19 protein-coding genes are annotated in these 17,255 nt (G+C 48.9%); 14 read left to right on the plus strand and 5 right to left on the minus strand.

What is annotated here, in order from left to right; translation table 11 throughout:
• Nucleotides 1-4 precede the first annotated feature (4 nt).
• From radC to mutM, 6 genes are all read left to right on the plus strand, one after another.
• The gene (radC, locus tag KJY73_RS19565) at nt 5-679 is read left to right on the plus strand and encodes a RadC family protein (RefSeq protein WP_214345350.1); all 675 of its coding nucleotides are present in this window, start codon (nt 5-7) and stop codon (nt 677-679) included.
• A gap of 145 nt (nt 680-824) precedes the next feature.
• The gene (gene rpmB / locus KJY73_RS19570) at nt 825-1,061 is read left to right on the plus strand and encodes a 50S ribosomal protein L28 (protein WP_188696552.1); all 237 of its coding nucleotides are present in this window, start codon (nt 825-827) and stop codon (nt 1,059-1,061) included.
• A 10-nt stretch (nt 1,062-1,071) separates the two neighbouring features.
• On the plus strand, nt 1,072-1,227 hold the full coding sequence (gene rpmG / locus KJY73_RS19575; RefSeq protein ID WP_102798540.1) for a 50S ribosomal protein L33: 156 nt from the start codon (nt 1,072-1,074) through the stop codon (nt 1,225-1,227).
• Nucleotides 1,228-1,276: 49 nt separating this feature from the next.
• Nucleotides 1,277-1,498 (plus strand): hypothetical protein, encoded by a 222-nt coding sequence (locus KJY73_RS19580; protein WP_214345351.1) that lies wholly within the window; start codon nt 1,277-1,279, stop codon nt 1,496-1,498.
• Between the two features lie 43 nt (nt 1,499-1,541).
• Nucleotides 1,542-2,000: a hypothetical protein gene (locus tag KJY73_RS19585; RefSeq protein WP_214345352.1), complete on the plus strand. Its 459-nt coding sequence runs from the start codon at nt 1,542-1,544 to the stop codon at nt 1,998-2,000.
• Complete coding sequence (mutM, locus tag KJY73_RS19590; protein WP_214345353.1) at nt 2,000-2,812, plus strand: bifunctional DNA-formamidopyrimidine glycosylase/DNA-(apurinic or apyrimidinic site) lyase; 813 nt, start codon at nt 2,000-2,002, stop codon at nt 2,810-2,812. Before KJY73_RS19585 ends, mutM begins: the two co-directional genes overlap by 1 nt.
• A 13-nt stretch (nt 2,813-2,825) precedes the next feature.
• Here the strand turns inward: mutM and coaD are convergent, their stop codons facing one another.
• Nucleotides 2,826-3,311 (minus strand): pantetheine-phosphate adenylyltransferase, encoded by a 486-nt coding sequence (gene coaD, locus KJY73_RS19595; RefSeq protein WP_206592942.1) that lies wholly within the window; start codon nt 3,309-3,311, stop codon nt 2,826-2,828.
• Nucleotides 3,312-3,434: 123 nt separating this feature from the next.
• Here coaD and KJY73_RS19600 point away from each other — a divergent pair, with 123 nt between their 5' ends.
• Nucleotides 3,435-4,913 (plus strand): capsule assembly Wzi family protein, encoded by a 1,479-nt coding sequence (locus KJY73_RS19600; protein ID WP_232848786.1) that lies wholly within the window; start codon nt 3,435-3,437, stop codon nt 4,911-4,913.
• On the opposite strand, the gene KJY73_RS19605 is transcribed toward KJY73_RS19600, so the two are convergent.
• From KJY73_RS19605 to KJY73_RS19615, 3 genes are read right to left on the minus strand one after another with little or no spacing between them, the layout of a single operon-like run.
• On the minus strand, nt 4,914-6,005 hold the full coding sequence (locus tag KJY73_RS19605; protein WP_214345354.1) for a glycosyltransferase: 1,092 nt from the start codon (nt 6,003-6,005) through the stop codon (nt 4,914-4,916).
• The gene (locus KJY73_RS19610; RefSeq protein ID WP_232848787.1) at nt 5,998-7,074 is read right to left on the minus strand and encodes a hypothetical protein; all 1,077 of its coding nucleotides are present in this window, start codon (nt 7,072-7,074) and stop codon (nt 5,998-6,000) included. The genes KJY73_RS19605 and KJY73_RS19610 overlap by 8 nt, the downstream gene beginning before the upstream one ends.
• Nucleotides 7,055-7,804, minus strand: a complete 750-nt coding sequence (locus KJY73_RS19615; RefSeq protein ID WP_214345356.1) for a 3-deoxy-D-manno-octulosonic acid kinase — start codon at nt 7,802-7,804, stop codon at nt 7,055-7,057. Before KJY73_RS19615 ends, KJY73_RS19610 begins: the two co-directional genes overlap by 20 nt.
• 57 nt (nt 7,805-7,861) lie before the next feature.
• On the opposite strand from KJY73_RS19615, the gene KJY73_RS19620 reads away from it, so the two are divergent.
• A complete protein-coding gene (locus KJY73_RS19620; protein ID WP_332874238.1) occupies nt 7,862-8,893 on the plus strand; it encodes a glycosyltransferase family 9 protein in 1,032 nt (343 codons plus the stop codon).
• Here KJY73_RS19620 and waaA read toward each other — a convergent pair.
• Complete coding sequence (waaA, locus tag KJY73_RS19625; RefSeq protein WP_214345357.1) at nt 8,890-10,206, minus strand: lipid IV(A) 3-deoxy-D-manno-octulosonic acid transferase; 1,317 nt, start codon at nt 10,204-10,206, stop codon at nt 8,890-8,892. The two genes, KJY73_RS19620 and waaA, sit on opposite strands and share 4 nt — an antisense overlap.
• Before the next feature lie 356 nt (nt 10,207-10,562).
• Here waaA and KJY73_RS19630 point away from each other — a divergent pair, with 356 nt between their 5' ends.
• The 6 genes from KJY73_RS19630 (at nt 10,563) to glpE (ending at nt 17,255) form a co-directional block, all read left to right on the plus strand.
• A complete protein-coding gene (locus tag KJY73_RS19630) occupies nt 10,563-10,976 on the plus strand; it encodes a hypothetical protein (protein ID WP_214345358.1) in 414 nt (137 codons plus the stop codon).
• Nucleotides 10,969-12,159, plus strand: coding sequence for a TonB-dependent receptor (locus KJY73_RS19635; protein ID WP_214345359.1), 1,191 nt, complete (start codon nt 10,969-10,971; stop codon nt 12,157-12,159). The genes KJY73_RS19630 and KJY73_RS19635 overlap by 8 nt, the downstream gene beginning before the upstream one ends.
• Nucleotide 12,160: 1 nt before the next feature.
• Nucleotides 12,161-14,599, plus strand: a complete 2,439-nt coding sequence (locus KJY73_RS19640; RefSeq protein ID WP_214345360.1) for a putative bifunctional diguanylate cyclase/phosphodiesterase — start codon at nt 12,161-12,163, stop codon at nt 14,597-14,599.
• A gap of 115 nt (nt 14,600-14,714) precedes the next feature.
• Nucleotides 14,715-15,911, plus strand: a complete 1,197-nt coding sequence (gene kbl, locus KJY73_RS19645) for a glycine C-acetyltransferase (protein WP_214345361.1) — start codon at nt 14,715-14,717, stop codon at nt 15,909-15,911.
• Nucleotides 15,908-16,933: an L-threonine 3-dehydrogenase gene (gene tdh / locus KJY73_RS19650; RefSeq protein WP_214345362.1), complete on the plus strand. Its 1,026-nt coding sequence runs from the start codon at nt 15,908-15,910 to the stop codon at nt 16,931-16,933. The genes kbl and tdh overlap by 4 nt, the downstream gene beginning before the upstream one ends.
• A 1-nt stretch (nt 16,934) precedes the next feature.
• Nucleotides 16,935-17,255 (plus strand): thiosulfate sulfurtransferase GlpE, encoded by a 321-nt coding sequence (gene glpE, locus KJY73_RS19655; RefSeq protein ID WP_214345363.1) that lies wholly within the window; start codon nt 16,935-16,937, stop codon nt 17,253-17,255.

Below are 17,255 nucleotides of genomic sequence, written 5' to 3' on the forward strand. Positions count from 1 at the left end.
GGAGATGAAACTTCAGGATTGGCCATCTCAGGAGCGTCCCAGGGAGAAGCTTCTAGCCAGGGGGGCGCAAAGTCTGTCTGATGCCGAATTGTTGGCCATTTTTCTTCGCACCGGGATTCAAGGCATCAATGCCGTTGATCTGTCTCGTTCCCTTCTGCAGCGATTTGGCAGCTTACGGGGGTTACTATCGGCCGAGCGCGATGCCTTTTGTGCCGCCAAAGGGCTAGGAGACGCAAAATATGTGCAACTGCAAGCCGTATTGGAAATGGCCAGACGCCATTTTCAGGAAAACCTGTGTCGCAACGACGTGTTTAACAGTGCCAATGACACCAGAGCCTTTCTGGTCAGCCAACTTAGGGATGAACCCAACGAAGTGTTCGCCATGTTATTGCTGGATGCACAGCATAGGTTGATTGCATTTAAGCCTATGTTTTATGGCACTTTGGATGCGGCATCCGTGTATCCGAGGGTGTTGGTGAAGACTGCCTTGGATGCCAAAGCGGCGGCCGTGATCCTTGCGCATAATCACCCATCTGGTGTGGCAGAACCCAGCCAGGCTGACCGAATGATCACTCGTCGGATCGTTGATGCCATGGCGCTTTTGGATATTCGCGTGTTAGATCATTTTGTTATCGGTGACTCAGAGGCAGTCTCTTTTGCTGAAAGGGGCTTGCTATAAGCGCTTGCGCCTCATTATTGAACGGAAAAGAGTTGATCTTAGGAGGGCTTTGCTGTATAAAATGCGCCCTCTTGTCACTAGCGTGAACTGGTATAGGTTGTACATTGGCCAGCCAGGAATGATTTAAAGTAATTTGGAGACAAACATGTCCAGAGTATGTCAAGTAACTGGCAAGCGTCCAGCGGTAGGTAACAACCGTTCACACGCAAAGAACGCGACTCGTCGTCGTTTTCTGCCAAACCTGCAAACCCACCGTTTCTGGGTTGAGAGCGAGAACCGTTTCGTTAAATTGCGCCTGACTCCTAAAGCTATGCGCATTATCGATAAGAAAGGCATCGATTCAGTATTGGCTGATATCCGTGCCCGTGGCGAAAAAATCTAAGGAATAAACCATGCGCGATAAGATCAAGTTGGTTTCTACTGCAAATACTGGGTATTTCTATACCACTGACAAGAACAAGCGCAACATGCCTGGCAAAATGGAGATCAAAAAGTTTGATCCCGTTGTGCGCAAGCACGTGCTGTTCAAGGAAGCCAAAATCAAGTAATTTTGCTTGCTTTTGTCTCCAAGAAAACCCGGCTCGCCCGGGTTTTTTTATGTCCAGGGATGGACGGTATGCCGCGGTGGCAGGACGCCAGGGAGCGGCGATGCCCAGGGATGTGCGGGCAGATAACTGCTCCTGCGTGATCTGCACTTCCCCCTTCCTTGGAGTTGTGCGTAATCTTCACTCCACCATCTTTGGTGGTCGTATGTCGCGGTGGCAGGATGCCAATGAGCATTGGCCTTTTGTTTACCTAAGCACTTTGTCTGTGCTTTAGTGGCAGGTAGAATGAATAGAAACCTGATACTGAGCTACGTCTTATGATTCGCCTGTCGCGCCGGGGCTGGAATAACGTCCTGATCTTCGCCACCTTGCTGTTGATCCTTTTGTTTAATCAAAGTGGAAAGTTTTTATCCGATCCCACATCCACCGATACCATGCATTTGTTACCTGCCGACATACCGGTGATGAAGATAGAATTTGGCAGTCATTTATTAGAACGGGTGGGGCAAGGCTGGCGGTTACGCCGCTCGGAGAATGCGGATGAGCCATCATTGACGGCCATAGTGCAAAACTGGCAGGCCGCCGAGCCAATTTCCTTAGGAGAAGGAAGCTTAGCTACTGGTGTGGTTGTGGTTGTCTGGCTGGCTGGAGAAGAACAAGGCAGGGTCTTTAGTCTACAGCAGCGTGATGACGGCGTGCTGGTGGCGCACCAGGGCAAGTTATACCAACTTCCCAACGCTTATCTGGCTAGTTACCTACCAGAAGGAACCTATTAATGCCTGAATTACCTGAGGTAGAAGTCAGTCGTTTGGGTATTAGTCCGCATCTGATTAGCCAGCGGATACAAGCCATTATGGTACGACAAGTTCAACTACGTTGGCCGATTCCGGGGGAAGTCCAATACGCTGTTGGCCGAGAAATCCGCGATGTCAGACGCCGGGCTAAATACTTGTTGATCGATACTGACGTTGGCAGCCTGATTTTGCATCTGGGCATGTCCGGTAGCCTGCGGGTAGTGGATATTGATACGCCAGTTCAGAAGCACGATCATGTGGATATTCAACTGCATAACGGCAAATGCTTGCGATTCAACGATCCCAGACGCTTTGGCGCCTGCCTATGGCAAGCTGCTGGTGAAACCCCCATTGAGTTGCTTGAGCGTTTAGGCCCTGAACCGCTAACAGATGCCTTTGATGGGCGTCGTCTTTATGAACTTTCCCGCAATAAAACTCTGGCGGTGAAGAATTTTATTATGGACAACCAGATTGTGGTTGGGGTGGGGAATATCTACGCCAGTGAATCCCTGTTTATGGCGGGCGTTGACCCGCGTAAAGCCGCAGGAAAAATCACTAAAGGTGCTTACGAGAAGTTGGCTGCGGCAATCAAGCAAGTATTGGCACACGCCATTCAGCAGGGGGGCACCACCCTTAAAGACTTTACCCAGGCCGACGGTAATCCCGGTTATTTTGCCCAGGAACTGCAAGTCTATGGCAGGGCAGGAGAGCCTTGTCGGGTTTGTGAAAACCCTGTGCAATCGCTCACCATAGGGCAACGCAACAGCTTCTATTGCAAAAAGTGTCAACGCTAGACGCGTTGACCTTCTACCTGTCTTTAAACTTTATCCGCAGAGCGTCTTGGACGACAGGATGGCAAAAACCGCTGACATCACCACGGTGCAGGGCGACTTCTTTTACCAGGGTGGATGAGATAAAAGAGTTTTCCTCAGACGGCGTGAGAAAGACACTTTCCAGATTGGGATTTAAGCGCCGATTCATATTGGCCAATTGGAATTCGTACTCGAAGTCCGATACAGCGCGCAAGCCGCGAATCAGGATAGTCGCATCATGCTTTGCCGCAAAGTCCACCAACAGGCCGGTAAAGCCAAGGACTTCCACGTTATCCAGATGCGCAGTGACCTGTTTAGCCAGCTCTACACGTTCTTCCAAACTAAACAGCGGCTTCTTGCTTGGGTTGGAAGCAACGCCGACGGTAACGTGCGTAAACATATTGGCAGCCCGCTCAATAAGATCGGCATGGCCGTTGGTGATCGGGTCAAAAGTGCCTGGATAAATGGCCTTGGTATGCATAAAGGTGTCACTGACAAAAAACCAGCGCCAAGCTTAGCTTAGCTGTTTACAGAATTTAACCCTTTCGTTGGTATTTTTAATGCTAGAATGCCGCCTCTTCCGGGGAGGTAAGGGCTTCAGTTAATGTCTGAGAAAGGAATGATTTTGCGTAAGACACTGCTTAATTCATCATTGTTGGCCGCTTTGGTTACCCCTTTTGCTACGCTTTCCTCTCCCTGGATAGGCACCATTGACCCCGCTTTACACTCAGATCTGACATTACTGGCTGAGAAAGGTCATTTACAGGTTGCAGTAACCAGCTTTCCCGTGCCTTGGAAAGGGGTTGATCGTGAACTTGAGCGAATTGACCCGACCGGCTTAGACGCTGAGGCTTGGGTCGCTTATTCCCGACTGCGTCATTATCTACAGCAGCAAAAAAATGCTAAAACCCTTAAGGTGCTTACTCTGCAAGCCAGCAGCAGTGAAAAACGCTTCAAGAGTTTCGATGACGTATCTGCCGAAAAAGGCTTTGCCCGTATCTCTGCCAGCGGCGATTGGGGGCCGTTGGCCTACCAGATTACCAGCAACTTTGCGCCTGGTGGCGAGCGTTATTGGGACCAAAGCTTTATTGCTTACCAGTTTGGTAACTGGAACATTCGGGTTGGTGCGTTAGACCAATGGTGGGGGCCCGGCCAGTCCAGCAGCCTCATCCTAAGTAATAATGCCAGACCTGTTCCTGGTATCTCTGTTTCACGCTCAATGGCAACAGCTTCGGATGGCTTTCTGAGCTTCCTTGGTCCTTGGTACTTTACCGCCCAAATGGGCAAGCTTGAAGGTAATCGCGCAGTACCTGACACCCGATTATGGAAGAGCCGGCTTAACTTTCAACCCTTGGATGGTTTGGAAGTTGGTTTTTCCTGGGCCGCTATGTGGGGAGGGGAAGGTCGAGGAAACAGTCTCTCAGACTTTCTGAATATACTGACCTTTAAAAATGAATGCGCTAACGGTGCGGATGACTGTGATCCCGCGTTGAAAACTCAGGCCGGAAATCAACTTGCTGGCTATGATATTCGTTACAGTTTTAACCTGTTTGATCTTGATATGAGTCTTTATGGCCAACAGATAGGTGAAGATGCCGTTGATTATTATAAGGTCACGGACAAAGGCCATCTTTACGGCTTCTCAGTTTATGCATTTGGTGCGAAGTGGTTTGCAGAAACCAGCAACACCCAAGTTGCCTGTGGCGGTGAAGGTGTTTATATCTACGATTGTTATTACGAGCATAGTCAGTATAAAAGTGGCTATCGCTATCAGCAACGAGCTATCGGCAGCACCTTTGACTCAGACGCTAAAGCAATAGTCCTAGGTATGCGACAGCACTTTAAGGATGGGGATACCTTGTCCGTTGAGCTTGCGCAATTGAAGCTGAACCCTGATCAGTCAAAGCCATCCCCTGTTACCCAAGGTGAATCGGAACAGGTTGTTTATCTTAAGGGCCAGTATCAATGGCCCATGGCGAATTGGTCTTTAAAGATGGGGCTGTACCTAGAGCACAGCCGCATTGACAAACAGGACTCTGACTGGGGTGCCGATATTAACCTTACGGCTAGTTACAAGTTCTAACTAGTCGGCTAATGCCAAGTAGGATTGGGTAACGTTTTCTGCGCTTACTTGGCTTAGAATCTCTGCCGTTTGTGCATCAGGGTACACTTCTAACGCTCTATCCATGGCTTTTGCCAAACTTTTCGGATCCCGGCATGGAACCAGAAATTCTGCCAGTGGCCCTGTCATAATTTCATTTGGACCATGGGGGCAGTCAGTACTGACTACAGGCGTATCGCAAATTAATGACTCAATTAATACCGTTGGTAATCCTTCGCAGTCGGAACTGAGCGCAAGTAGCCTGGCATGCTTAATCCATGGGTAAGGGTTGGCCTGAAAGCCTGGCAGGATAATCCTGTCTTCAACACCATACTGCTTGGCCATTTTTTTGGCCTTGCTGGTATTGTTACAAAGCAGCACCATCGGCAGTTTGTTATCCATTTCGCGCATGGCTTGAAACAGGATATCGTGCCGTTTTTGTTTAGCAAAACGCCCTACATGTACCATATAGTCACCCTGCGGTAAGCCTTTGACTTCGGCTTGTGCCTGCAGTTGGATCTCTTCAACATTAAATGGGTTATAGATAGTCTGCACAGACTGTGGGTGGATGAATCCTGAGGTTTGGATCTCTTTCTGTATGCCGTGCGACACAGTGATCAGCTTCTTACCGTCCAAGGCCTTTTTCGCGCGCCACATTTTAAAATACTTGACCGGTCCCAGCCTTCTCTCTTTCTTAAGTTCTTCAGCCACCGCGTTATGTACGACAAAGTAGGTGGGCTCAAGCTGAGAGCGGCTCATCAATAAGTTGCTCTTGTCCAAGTTGGAAATGAATAAATCAAATTTTCCCTCTTGCCGCTGAATACCCTGTACCCAAACCAGGAATTCTTGGGTTAATTTATCCATTCCCCATAGTGCATCACATCGCTCATTCTTACTGGCTTTCCAGTAGTGCACTGGCAAATTATCTGGTACTTCATATAAGCCAAAGTTTTGTAAGACCAGTAAATGCACATTATGGCCACCTTGAAGCATAGTCTGCGCCAGGGTCAACATGACCTTTTCTGCTCCACCGCCGGCCAGGCTATCTATTACAATGGCAATTTGTTTAGTCATTCTTAGCTACTTCCAAGAGCTGGCGGATATCCGCCATGGCTGTATTTAAGCCGTTGAGTGTGGGGATGGCTGCCATGTTCTGCTTGAGCCTTGTTATTTCTGCTTGGTTATCCAGCACCTTGCAGGCCGCTATCATGCTGTTAACCTCGCAAGGGCAATCCTTAATCAATTGCAGTTTCGCACAAGCTGCAATGCGTTTAGGCTGATCTTTGGACACTGGCACCGTAAGCGTCGGAACTAAAAGAGCAATGGCCTGGAGCAGTGTGTCACCACCACTGATTACCGCGTATTTGCAAGCATCCAACAGGGCAATAAAGTCCTGATTATCCACTTTACCTAAGCACAGCACGCCAGGTATCTGGGGGAGTTCTTTCGGATAATTGGGGCCAAGTACTAAGACGGCCTGACACCCCTTGGCGGCAATAGTTCTCGCCACATCAGCGAAGCGATCCGCGGCTAAATCATCCTCGACCTTATGGCCACCAGAGCCAGCGTTAAGTAAAACAAATTCGTGCTGTGCTAGCGAGTGCTTTGCAAGTAAGTCTGTCTGCGTTTCTGATTGCGGATTGCTAAAAACCGGACCAATACACTGTGGTGCGGTAAGCCCCAACCATTTAAGTTTGACCTGAGACAGCCAGGATGGCTGGCCAATCACAAACTCCGGCTGCACTACCCAATGTCTGTCCGTATGCCTCGCTCGGCCAATTTTCATGCCCCTGCGGCGTTTGCTCTGGTGTTGGCTGATGAAAATCACTTTGGCGCCCACTGCCTTGGCTTGTGCCAATTGAGATTGACGGCCCGAGGCGTCAAAAATGACCAGTGTTGGGCAATATTCCCGAATGAGGGTATTTACCTGCGCCTCGCATTTTGTTGGGGACGCATTCAATAATAGCGCAGGGTAAGGGCAGGAAGCTGCGTAGGGAGCGTGGCGATTCAATACAAAGTTGATATCTGCTTCTGGCCATTCTGCGCGAATCGCATCTGCAAGGATGATACTACGCATATATTCCCCAATTCCCTCAGGTGAGGAAACGGGGATAAACAACACTTTAATCTGTCGCTGCGTCATGCTTGTCCTCGTTGTGCTGCAGGTGGTATCCATGTAGCAAATGGCTAAAGTTATCTGGCTGATAATGATATTGTTGGGTGCGTGCCGTTTCTTTTTCCAGAGAACGTTTCAGACGGGCAAGGTTGTTGGCCTGCCAGGCTGTACCATTGCGCTTTTCACAACGATCAAAGTCAATTAACCAAACCTTACCTTGCGCATCCAGCATCAGGTTATGAATATTTAAATCGTGGTGGTAAATCTGCGCCAGGTGCATTTTCGCGATAGTACGTCCGACTTCCTGCCAGAGACTCTCTGCCAATCCAGATGTACAAAGTATCTGATGAAGATCCCGGGCGTTTTCTATCTGTTGTAGGAGCAGATCGGCGCGGTAAATCAGTCCGCTGCGATACACATGGGCAGCAATGGGCCGTGGCACCGGTAGTCCTCGCTTATGCATCCAACTGAGTAAACGGAACTCCTGAAATGAGCGGCAATTATCCAGCCCCGTATACAGGTATTGGTCAGACAACAGCCTGCCAATTAATCCACCGCGACGGTAATGGCGGAGCACTAACGGGGTGCTGTTGAGGCGGACGAAGTAGGTTGTGCCACGACCGCTTGAATGTCCCGTTACCAGGCCAGCAGATTGCCAATACCCGATATCGAAATGTTGGGGGGTGAGATCCTGTATTACTTCAGCATCAACCAACCAGCTGTGCGCACTATGATGACCCTGCTTAACAGACGACATCTTGTTCCCGCTTTGTGGTAAATTTGCCATTTTACACGATCCGTATTGGAAACTTGAGTGAAAAACCTGTGCATCCTGCGTTTATCCGCCATAGGCGATGTTTGTCATGCTGTTGCCATGGTGCAACGAATCCGTCGGCAATGGCCAGATGCACGCCTTACTTGGGTAATTGGAAAAGTAGAACATCAGCTTGTTGGTGATATACCCGGGGTTAATTTTGTTATCTTTGATAAACGTCAGGGGCGCCAGGCGTACGTTCAGCTTAAGCAGCAATTGTCGGGACAAACTTTCGATGCATTATTGGTCATGCAGGTTGCGTTAAGGGCCAACTTTGCTGCCATGCAGATTAAGGCGAAGCGTAAGATTGGCTTTGACTGGCAGCGTAGTAAAGAGTTTCATTGGCTGTTCACCGGTAAACGTATTCAGCCTCAGCAGCATGCGCATGTGCTGGATGGTTTTATGGCGTTTGCCGACGCATTGGGCGTACCAGTTGAAGACAGCGTAAATTGGGATATGCCCCTTAGTGAGCAAGACAAATTGTGGGCCGCGGAACAAACACAGTCCGTGGGTGACTATGTGATTATCAGCCCGGCGGCCAGCAAGGCAGAGCGTAACTGGTTGCCTGAGCGTTATGCGCAGATAGCGGATTACCTGCACCAGCAGGGTAAAAGCGTCGTGCTATGTGGTGGTCCTGGGGCACTGGATCGAAACGTCGCCGATGCTATTCTTGCGCATACGAATACTATTCGCGCAGATTTTGTTGGTAAAACCAGCCTGAAGCAGATGTTGGCGTTGATCGCCGGTGCAAAACTGGTGATTGCGCCTGATACTGGACCCGCTCACATGGCTACCACTGTTGGTACCCCTGTTATCGGTTTGTATGCACACAGCAATCCGCGCCGCACAGGTCCATACTTGGATCAGCATCGGGTGGTGTCAGTTTATGATGAGTTGGTTTTGCAGCAAAAAGGTAAAACCTGGCAAGCACTGCCTTGGGGCACCCGAGTGAAAGGTACTGAGTTAATGGCCAGAATATCCGTGCAAGCGGTTCAGGCCAAAGTGGATGCTTGGCTGAGTGAGGGCTGTTAACCGCTTGAGTCTTTGAATAGACAAGCCAAGGTGGTATCTACCGCCCCTCGATTTGTCAGTACAACATCGTGCCCGGCAAGCCCGGCTTCCGCTCGCATGTTGGGATCAGTTAGCCAGCGCTCTGCGCATTGGATGATGTGCTGGCTGTTTTCAACTTCTACTAAGGCGCCGGCATCCTTAAGAACCTGACAGATTTGCGGGTTATTGTGTTGTGAGGGGCCCATTAATATAGGTATCCCCAGAGCTGCAGGTTCCAAGGCATTGTGACCACCTCTGGTCGCTATACTGCCGCCTACAAAAGCAATGTCGGCAACCGCGTATAACCCCATCAGCAGCCCCATCTCATCTGCCAACAAGATATCGGTTTCCTGATCGCATTGTTGCCCTTTGCTGGTGCGGCGGGTTTGAAATCCGCGTTTTTGACATAACTCGGCGACCTTGTCGAATCGCTGAGGGTGGCGTGGCACCAAAATTAAGAGCAATGCCGGAAAGCGTCTTTTCAATTGTGAATAGGCGTCCAACAGTATTTCTTCTTCTGGGTCATGAGTGCTGCCGGCAAGCAAAATTTGCCGATCTTGCAAACCATATCTAGCGATATTTTCCGTCGCCAAAGCCTTTTTATTCGGGATGACTAAGTCAAACTTTATATTGTTGGTTAAACAGAGTTTGGTTGGTTCAATGCCGAGCTTGAGGTAATTGTCGAAATCGCGCTGCCCTTGGCAACACACCTGCTGCAGTCTCTGTAGCATGGGGGTAAACAAGCCTCGAAGTTTCCAATAACTGCGACGAGAGCGGTCGGTCATTCTGGCATTGATTACACTAACCGGTACGCCTTGCTTCCAACAAAGGTGTATCAGATTTGGCCATAGTTCAACCTCCATGATCAGTACTCGGCTAGGAGCGACTCTCGTCAGCATGGATTGCATGGCAAAAGGTAGATCAATTGGCAGATAGATATGGTGAACTGAAGTGCCAAAGATTTGCTGCACCCTTTGCGCGCCAGTTGTGGTCGTCGTGCTGACACAGATCGTTAGCGCCGGAAACAAGTCTTGAATGCGGCGAATCAAGCCGCTTGCTGCGACTACTTCACCCACCGAGACGCAATGGATCAATAGCCCTCCAGGCCTTGGTGGAACCGGAACAAACCCTAGACCTTGAATACCCCGGCGCTGGTGCGCTGAGCCACTACGAATTGATTGAATTGCCTGGCTGATGAATACAAAGGGCAACAAGGCCGACAAAATCAGCGTATAGCCCAAGCGCAAGAGCGTCTGCAGCAGAGTCGGTTGGTTGTGGGGGATAATATTAAGCATCGCTCTGGTTAGCGGTTTGATATGGGCACTTTACCAGAAATCGCCATAAACTGAATTAGCAGACCTCATACAGGGGAGTTTACCTCTGTGCGCAATGCTTTCAATCAGCGGCACATTCGTTGTATTCAGAATAGGGTGAAATCAACGCAACCGATAGAGACCTATAGTCGGTGTATGTCAGCAAGCCATTTGATAGTAAAAAAAATCGAGTAAGAGTTTGATTTTCGATAATAAATACTTTTGAATTGGCATAGTTAGGCTATGCTTGTGTGGTAACTGACGTTGCAGAAGTGCTGACATAGGGCAGGGACGTGAGGAATATTTGTTTCGTGAGAGTTATTGTTGGACTTCTGCTGATGTTGCTATGGCCAGCCCAAGCTATGGCGAGTGATGCGCAAATCATTGTTAATGCAGATGCTCAGGTCGAGAGCCTGTCTCAAGCCCAGTTGCGGCGAATTTTTACTATGCGTCAACGGCAGTGGCCAAACGGCTTACTGATCAAAGTTTTTGTCTTACCCAACCAGAACGCCCTTCATCAGCATTTCAGCAAATCGCAGTTGAATATGTTCCCTTATCAGTTGGAACGTCTCTGGAACAAATTAGTGTATTCGGGACTCAGTGAAAGGCCCGTGGAAGTCTATGATGAACAGCAGATGTTGCAATTGGTGGCGCAAACACCCGGAGCAATTGGCTACATATCGGTGACAGAGAATACCTCCGGAGTTGGGGTCATTAAACTAGCCATTAGCGAGGAAGGCGATGATGAATAAACGCAAGGGCATAGGGAATGTTGTTAGCTTGTGGCTGGGATTAACCTTGGCATCAACTGTTTGGGCGGACAATGACATTGCCTGGCATGGTTTTTTATCACAAGGCATGATGCAGGCGAGCGACAGTAACTTCGTCAATGATTCAGGTGACGTATCCTTTAAGCTTACCGAAGTCGGGGTTAACCTCTCTTATCAAATTTCACCGACCTTGCGCCTGGCCTCTCAAGCTGTCTATCTTAATGGTGGAAATCGATATCCTGAAGGACTTAGGCTGGACTATCTTTTTCTGGATTGGAACTTATATAGCGCAGAGAATTGGCAGATTAATCTCAATCTGGGGAGGTTTAAAAACTATCATTGGTTATATTCCTCCACCCGGGACATCCCTCATACCCGACCTTCAATCATTCTGCCACAGTCACTTTATTACGATGCGTTTCGAGACTTTGCCAAAGGCAACGATGGTGCTGCTTTGTTGGCGCAAGGCGATGGTGCCCTAGGTAGTTGGGAATTTAATTGGAGCTATGGAGATACCCCCATTGAGCGGGCTCTGACCACAACCTTGCTTGGAGATATGGCTGGTGGAAGGCTAGAGCAGATTTATGATCACCAGTTGAGTTTCTATTTCCAACCCCGTGACTCCTTCAGTCAATTTGGTGTGGCCTATGTTAAATCTGACTTCGAATATTTGCGTAGCGAACAAGATGCATTCGTTGACGGTAGGGCTAATACTCGTCGGCTTATTTTTAACTATAAGTACAGTGCTGAGTTTTGGGATTTTTCTACTGAGGCCATTGATGAAAATGTGATTTACCAGAATATGCTGTTTTCTGGCTACTATCAGGAACTTCATTCTCAGGGAATTTATTTTCAGGGGCGCTGGTTTGCTAATAGCGATTTAACCTTCCTAGCCAGGCTTGATTTGTTTGACCAGAATAAAGATGACAGAAGTGGCGGATGGCTGGAGGAGCAAAGTGGTGGGATGATTCCGCATTACTTTGGTTATTCGGATACCTTGACTCTCGGCGTTACCTATCGCTTGGCGGACAACTGGTCATTACAGACGGAGGTGCATCGCTTAAAGGGGACGGGACGTTTATCCCCTGCCGTTTTGCCTGATACCGAGATCAACGACAAAGAATATTGGAACTTGTGGGCCGTGCAATTGATGTATTGGTTCTGATATGCGGTTTTTTATCAGTCTGCCATGGAAAATACTCGGCTTACTGGCTATTGGATTAGTATTGGGTAGTACATTACTTACCTATAGCTGGTTAGAAAAATTAGATGAAGATTTTGCTAAACAGCAAGAGTATTTGCTGAACAAGGACGGACAGCAATACCATCTAATCACGGACATGTTACTAAACCGGATGGAGACACGCCTCGAGTCACTGGTGAGGTTTCGTAGCCTGGATGGGCACAGTAAAGAGCAGGTTGCCAAATTAGTTGAAGAGGAAATCGAACATTTGCAGATGAACTGGCAGGTGGGCGATTTGTGGTTGTTCAGGCAAAGTGGCCAGCTGTTATATAGCACCACTCCTAAAGTACCCGGACATATTCTTCGTGACCGGCAGAAAGTTGCTGATACACAAATGTCAGTTGCCAATATTCGTTGTGACCGTCAATGTGAGCTGTATGTCAGCGTCCCCATATTATTAGATCAGCAAGCCTGGGCCGTGCTTTCATCCAGTGGGTCGCTATTGGAGACCCTTGCCTACCTGAACCAGGCTACAGGCGCAGACTTAGCCTTGCTAAAAGACAGTGGAAGTACAGAAAAAGTATTTAGGAATCTGCAGTTACAGGAACCTCTGGCTCCAAGTAAAAGAACCAAGCTGCAGTATATTCTTAGTCAAGTGCCAGAGACTCTGCCGTTGGATGACATGCTCAGCAACGGTGTCAGGCTGACTCTGGAAGACAGCATGCTATTGCTCAACTTGCTGCCTTTGCAAGAGGAGCAGCAAGACGCTTACTTACTGTTGATGCACGATATCACCGAGTTTAGTCGGGCGCATAAAGCCTATCAGCAACGGGCGTTATGGATTGCTGCATTGGTGTTTGTATTGTTACTGGGATTGTTTTTTGCGCTGACGCGTAGCTTCCGTCGTCGTTTGGTGTCGTTAGCAGGCAGCTTACCCTTGCTAGCACAAAAGCGTTATCGCGAGTTTCATGCAACACAGAGTCGTCAACCCAGGATGATAAGTGATGAATTGGAAGTGTTGCAGGAGTCGGCGTTGTCCCTTAGCGCAGAGCTTGAACGTCTCGACAAGCAAGTCGAATCTTACACCACAGAATTAGAAAATATTGCGATGTACGACAAACTGACGGGTTTGCCGAGTCGCAACAAACTGACATTTTATCTTACGGAAGCTCTGCCTAAGCTGGCTGAACAGAGCGGTATTCTGTCGGTTTTGTTCCTCGATTTTGATAATTTCCGCAAGATCAATGACAGCCATGGTCATTCGCTGGGCGATGATTTTCTGATTTGTGTTGCACAGGAGCTTACCCGGTGTTTGGAGCCGGGAGATTTTTTATGTCGCTTTGGCGGCGATGAGTTCATTCTGGTTTTGGCGCCAAGGCAAGATGAGCGACAGATATTGAAAATGGCTGAAGCAATACAGCGACGATTTTGTCATCCGGTATTAGTGAGAAATTTAAGTTTCCATGTATCTGTCAGTATTGGTATTGCCGTAGCGCACGAGCCGGATGCGGTGCCTGAGGAGCTGATTCGTCAGGCTGATATGGCCATGTACCATGCCAAAGACCAGGGGGGCAACCGCCCTTGCTTGTACAATGAACAAATGTACCGGGCACTGACTCGTCGCACCCAATTGGAAGAAGAGGTGCGCGATGCCCTCAACTACGACGAATTCAGCTTTGCCTTGCAACCTCAGATTGAGATTCTGAGCGGGCGGCTGGTGGGGTTTGAGGCATTACTGCGTTGGATTCATCCAAAGAAAGGCTTTGTGCCACCAGATGAATTTATCCCATTACTGGAACATACCGAGAGTATGTTGCGAATCGGCTACTGGGGCATACGTCGGGCTTTTGAGATCTTACAAAGGTTGCGGGAAATTGGCTTGGTAGATTGCAAAATTGCCGTCAACCTGTCAGCAGAGCAAATGCTCGATTCCCGGCTAGCTCCTTATCTAAGTGAACTTCTGGAGGAGTTTGGACCTTACGCCCAGTGGATTGAGTTCGAGCTGACCGAACGTACCTTGGTGATGGACATTGATCATTGTCTGCGTTTAATGCACAGCTTGCGTGAATTGGGTTTTAGTTTTTCTATCGATGACTTTGGTACCGGTTATTCGTCTTTGAGTTACCTGAAAAAAATGCCGGTTGAGGTGATCAAGATTGACCGCAGTTTTGTTGCCGGCATGTTGGATAATCATGCCGATTACCAGATTGTTTCCTCCACTATTGCCATGGTTCACAACCTTGGAATGCGGGTAGTAGCCGAAGGGGTAGAAAACAAAGAACAGTTGAGATGTTTGAATGAACTCGACTGTGAAATTGGTCAGGGGTATCACATTTCTCGCCCCATTATGGAATCGGATTTGTTCCAAATGTTGTCAAGCAAAGTGCAGAATGGCATCTGGAAGGGCTTAGGTCACCTATGACAGCGTTGTCAGGTTAATGGTCTGACCGCACAATTCAATTCCACCTATGTACCTGCCCTGCTCGAGTCTTTTACAATAGTGCTTTGGCACGAAATGTTCTGACGGAGCAAAAAGAATGAATAGTGGTTTTATTGCACACTTGCAACAGCAACTGGATGATGTGCGAGAGCAGGGCCTATACAAAGGCGAACGAGTTATTACATCCCAGCAGCAAGCTGACATCCGCATTAACAGCGGCGAGCAGGTGCTAAACTTCTGTGCCAACAATTATCTCGGATTAGCGAATCACCCCGATTTGATTGAGGCGGCTAAGCAAGGCCTGGACAGCCACGGCTTTGGCATGGCGTCGGTACGTTTTATCTGCGGTACGCAGGATATTCATAAGCAGCTTGAGCAAAGCATCAGCCAGCTTCTGGGGATGGAAGATACCATCCTTTACTCTTCGTGCTTTGACGCAAATGCCGGTTTGTTTGAAACCTTGTTGGGGGCGGAAGATGCGATTATTTCCGACGCTTTGAACCATGCCAGCATTATCGATGGCGTGCGCTTGTGTAAGGCTAAACGTTATCGCTATGCCAACAATGATATGGCTGAGCTTGAGAAGCAGTTACAGCAGGCTCAGGCAGATGGTGCCAGATTTAAGCTGATCGCTACTGACGGTGTATTCTCAATGGATGGCGTGATCGCGAACCTTAAGGCCGTTTGCGACCTGGCAGACAAATATGATGCACTGGTGATGGTGGATGACTCTCACGCCGTCGGCTTTGTGGGAGAGCAGGGCCGTGGTAGTCACGAATATTGTGATGTAATGGGGCGTGTGGATATTATCACTGGTACCTTAGGAAAAGCGCTGGGCGGTGCCTCCGGTGGTTATACCGCTGCTAAAAAGGAGGTGATTGAATGGCTGCGCCAACGTTCACGTCCTTACCTGTTTTCCAATTCTCTGGCACCAGCCATTGTCTCTGCTTCTATCAAAGTTCTGGAGTTGCTGGCGCAAGGTGGCGCATTGCGTGAGCGTTTGCGTGAAAACAGCCTATATTTCCGCCAGCGCATGAGCGCCGCTGGTTTTACCCTGGCGGGAGCGGACCACGCCATTATTCCGGTCATGCTGGGAGACGCCAAACTGGCTGCCCAGATGGCAGAAAAAATGCTGGAAAAAGGTGTATATGTGGTGGGTTTCTCCTTCCCGGTAGTGCCACAAGGACAAGCCAGAATTCGTACCCAGATGTCCGCTGCGCACAGTCGTGAGCAACTGGACCATGCTATTGACGCCTTTATTGCAGTGGGCAAAGAGTTAGGAGTGATTGCATGAAATCCCTGTCAAAGCTGCATGCCAAACCTGGTATTTGGCTGACCGATACAGATAAGCCCGAGATGGGCCACAATGATTTGCTGATTAAAATCCGCAAAACCGCCATCTGTGGTACTGATATGCATATTTATCACTGGGACGAGTGGTCTCAGAAAACTATTCCTGTGCCTATGGTAGTTGGCCATGAATATGTTGGTGAAGTAGTTGACATGGGGCAGGAAGTTGCCGGCTTTAAAGTGGGTGACCGAGTGTCTGGTGAAGGACATATAACCTGCGGATATTGCCGTAACTGCCGTGCTGGTCGTCGTCATTTATGCCGCAATACCACCGGAGTCGGTGTGAACCGCCCTGGTGCCTTTGCCGAGTATTTGGTGATCCCGGCTTTCAACGCCTTTAAGATCCCAGACAACATTTCTGACGACCTGGCATCTATTTTCGACCCATTTGGTAATGCTGTGCATACCGCGCTGTCCTTTGATTTGGTTGGTGAGGATGTACTGATCACCGGTGCTGGTCCTATTGGCATTATGGCTGCGGCCGTGGCTCGTCATGTTGGTGCCCGCCATGTAGTGATTACCGACCTCAATGACTATCGTTTGGAACTGGCGCGTAAGATGGGGGCTACCCGGGCTGTGAATGTCGGTAAGGAAAACCTGGCCGATGTGATGAAAGAGCTGGGCATGACCGAGGGTTTCGATGTTGGCCTGGAGATGTCCGGCGTACCCGCGGCATTCAGAGATATGTTGGCCAAGATGAACCATGGCGGCAAGATTGCTATGCTGGGTATTCCCTCGGGAGAGACCGCCATTGACTGGAACCAAGTCATTTTCAAAGGGCTAATCATCAAAGGTATCTATGGCCGCGAGATGTTTGAAACCTGGTATAAGATGGCCAGTTTGATCCAAAGTGGCTTGGATCTTACGCCTATTATTACCCATAGGTTTAACATTGATGATTTCCAGCAAGGCTTCGACGCAATGGCGTCCGGCCAGTCTGGTAAAGTTGTTTTGAGTTGGTCATAAGATGCAAAATTTTGCCCATATCCAGGCCGAAACCGCACAGCAAATGCTGAGCGATGACAAGGCAACACTGGTCGACATTCGCGATGCTAATTCTTTTCAGGCTGCGCATATTGAAGGTGCCACTCACTTGTCAAATGAGTCGCTTAGCCAGTTTATGGCGGCGACAGACAAGGCGCGACCAGTGATTGTTTGTTGCTACCATGGCATTAGCAGCCAACAGGCAGCTCAATTTCTGGTACAGCAAGGCTATCAGCAGGTGTACAGCCTGGATGGTGGTTTTGAAGGGTGGCGCCGTGCTTACCCTTATGTGAGCCAAGGGTAG

The sequence above is a fragment of the Bowmanella yangjiangensis genome, assembly GCF_018531185.1.
Taxonomy (GTDB): Bacteria; Pseudomonadota; Gammaproteobacteria; order Enterobacterales; family Alteromonadaceae; genus Bowmanella; species Bowmanella yangjiangensis.

Coding starts and splice junctions, on each gene's coding strand:
- radC (WP_214345350.1), top strand. CDS start 5: ATGAAACTTCAGGATTGGCCATCTCAGGAGCGTCCCAGGGAGAAGCTT.
- rpmB (WP_188696552.1), top strand. CDS start 825: ATGTCCAGAGTATGTCAAGTAACTGGCAAGCGTCCAGCGGTAGGTAAC.
- rpmG (WP_102798540.1), top strand. CDS start 1,072: ATGCGCGATAAGATCAAGTTGGTTTCTACTGCAAATACTGGGTATTTC.
- KJY73_RS19580 (WP_214345351.1), top strand. CDS start 1,277: ATGTCCAGGGATGGACGGTATGCCGCGGTGGCAGGACGCCAGGGAGCG.
- KJY73_RS19585 (WP_214345352.1), top strand. CDS start 1,542: ATGATTCGCCTGTCGCGCCGGGGCTGGAATAACGTCCTGATCTTCGCC.
- mutM (WP_214345353.1), top strand. CDS start 2,000: ATGCCTGAATTACCTGAGGTAGAAGTCAGTCGTTTGGGTATTAGTCCG.
- coaD (WP_206592942.1), bottom strand. CDS start 3,311: ATGCATACCAAGGCCATTTATCCAGGCACTTTTGACCCGATCACCAAC.
- KJY73_RS19600 (WP_232848786.1), top strand. CDS start 3,435: ATGTCTGAGAAAGGAATGATTTTGCGTAAGACACTGCTTAATTCATCA.
- KJY73_RS19605 (WP_214345354.1), bottom strand. CDS start 6,005: ATGACTAAACAAATTGCCATTGTAATAGATAGCCTGGCCGGCGGTGGA.
- KJY73_RS19610 (WP_232848787.1), bottom strand. CDS start 7,074: ATGACGCAGCGACAGATTAAAGTGTTGTTTATCCCCGTTTCCTCACCT.
- KJY73_RS19615 (WP_214345356.1), bottom strand. CDS start 7,804: ATGTCGTCTGTTAAGCAGGGTCATCATAGTGCGCACAGCTGGTTGGTT.
- waaA (WP_214345357.1), bottom strand. CDS start 10,206: ATGCTTAATATTATCCCCCACAACCAACCGACTCTGCTGCAGACGCTC.
- KJY73_RS19630 (WP_214345358.1), top strand. CDS start 10,563: ATGTTGCTATGGCCAGCCCAAGCTATGGCGAGTGATGCGCAAATCATT.
- KJY73_RS19635 (WP_214345359.1), top strand. CDS start 10,969: ATGAATAAACGCAAGGGCATAGGGAATGTTGTTAGCTTGTGGCTGGGA.
- KJY73_RS19640 (WP_214345360.1), top strand. CDS start 12,161: ATGCGGTTTTTTATCAGTCTGCCATGGAAAATACTCGGCTTACTGGCT.
- kbl (WP_214345361.1), top strand. CDS start 14,715: ATGAATAGTGGTTTTATTGCACACTTGCAACAGCAACTGGATGATGTG.
- tdh (WP_214345362.1), top strand. CDS start 15,908: ATGAAATCCCTGTCAAAGCTGCATGCCAAACCTGGTATTTGGCTGACC.
- glpE (WP_214345363.1), top strand. CDS start 16,935: ATGCAAAATTTTGCCCATATCCAGGCCGAAACCGCACAGCAAATGCTG.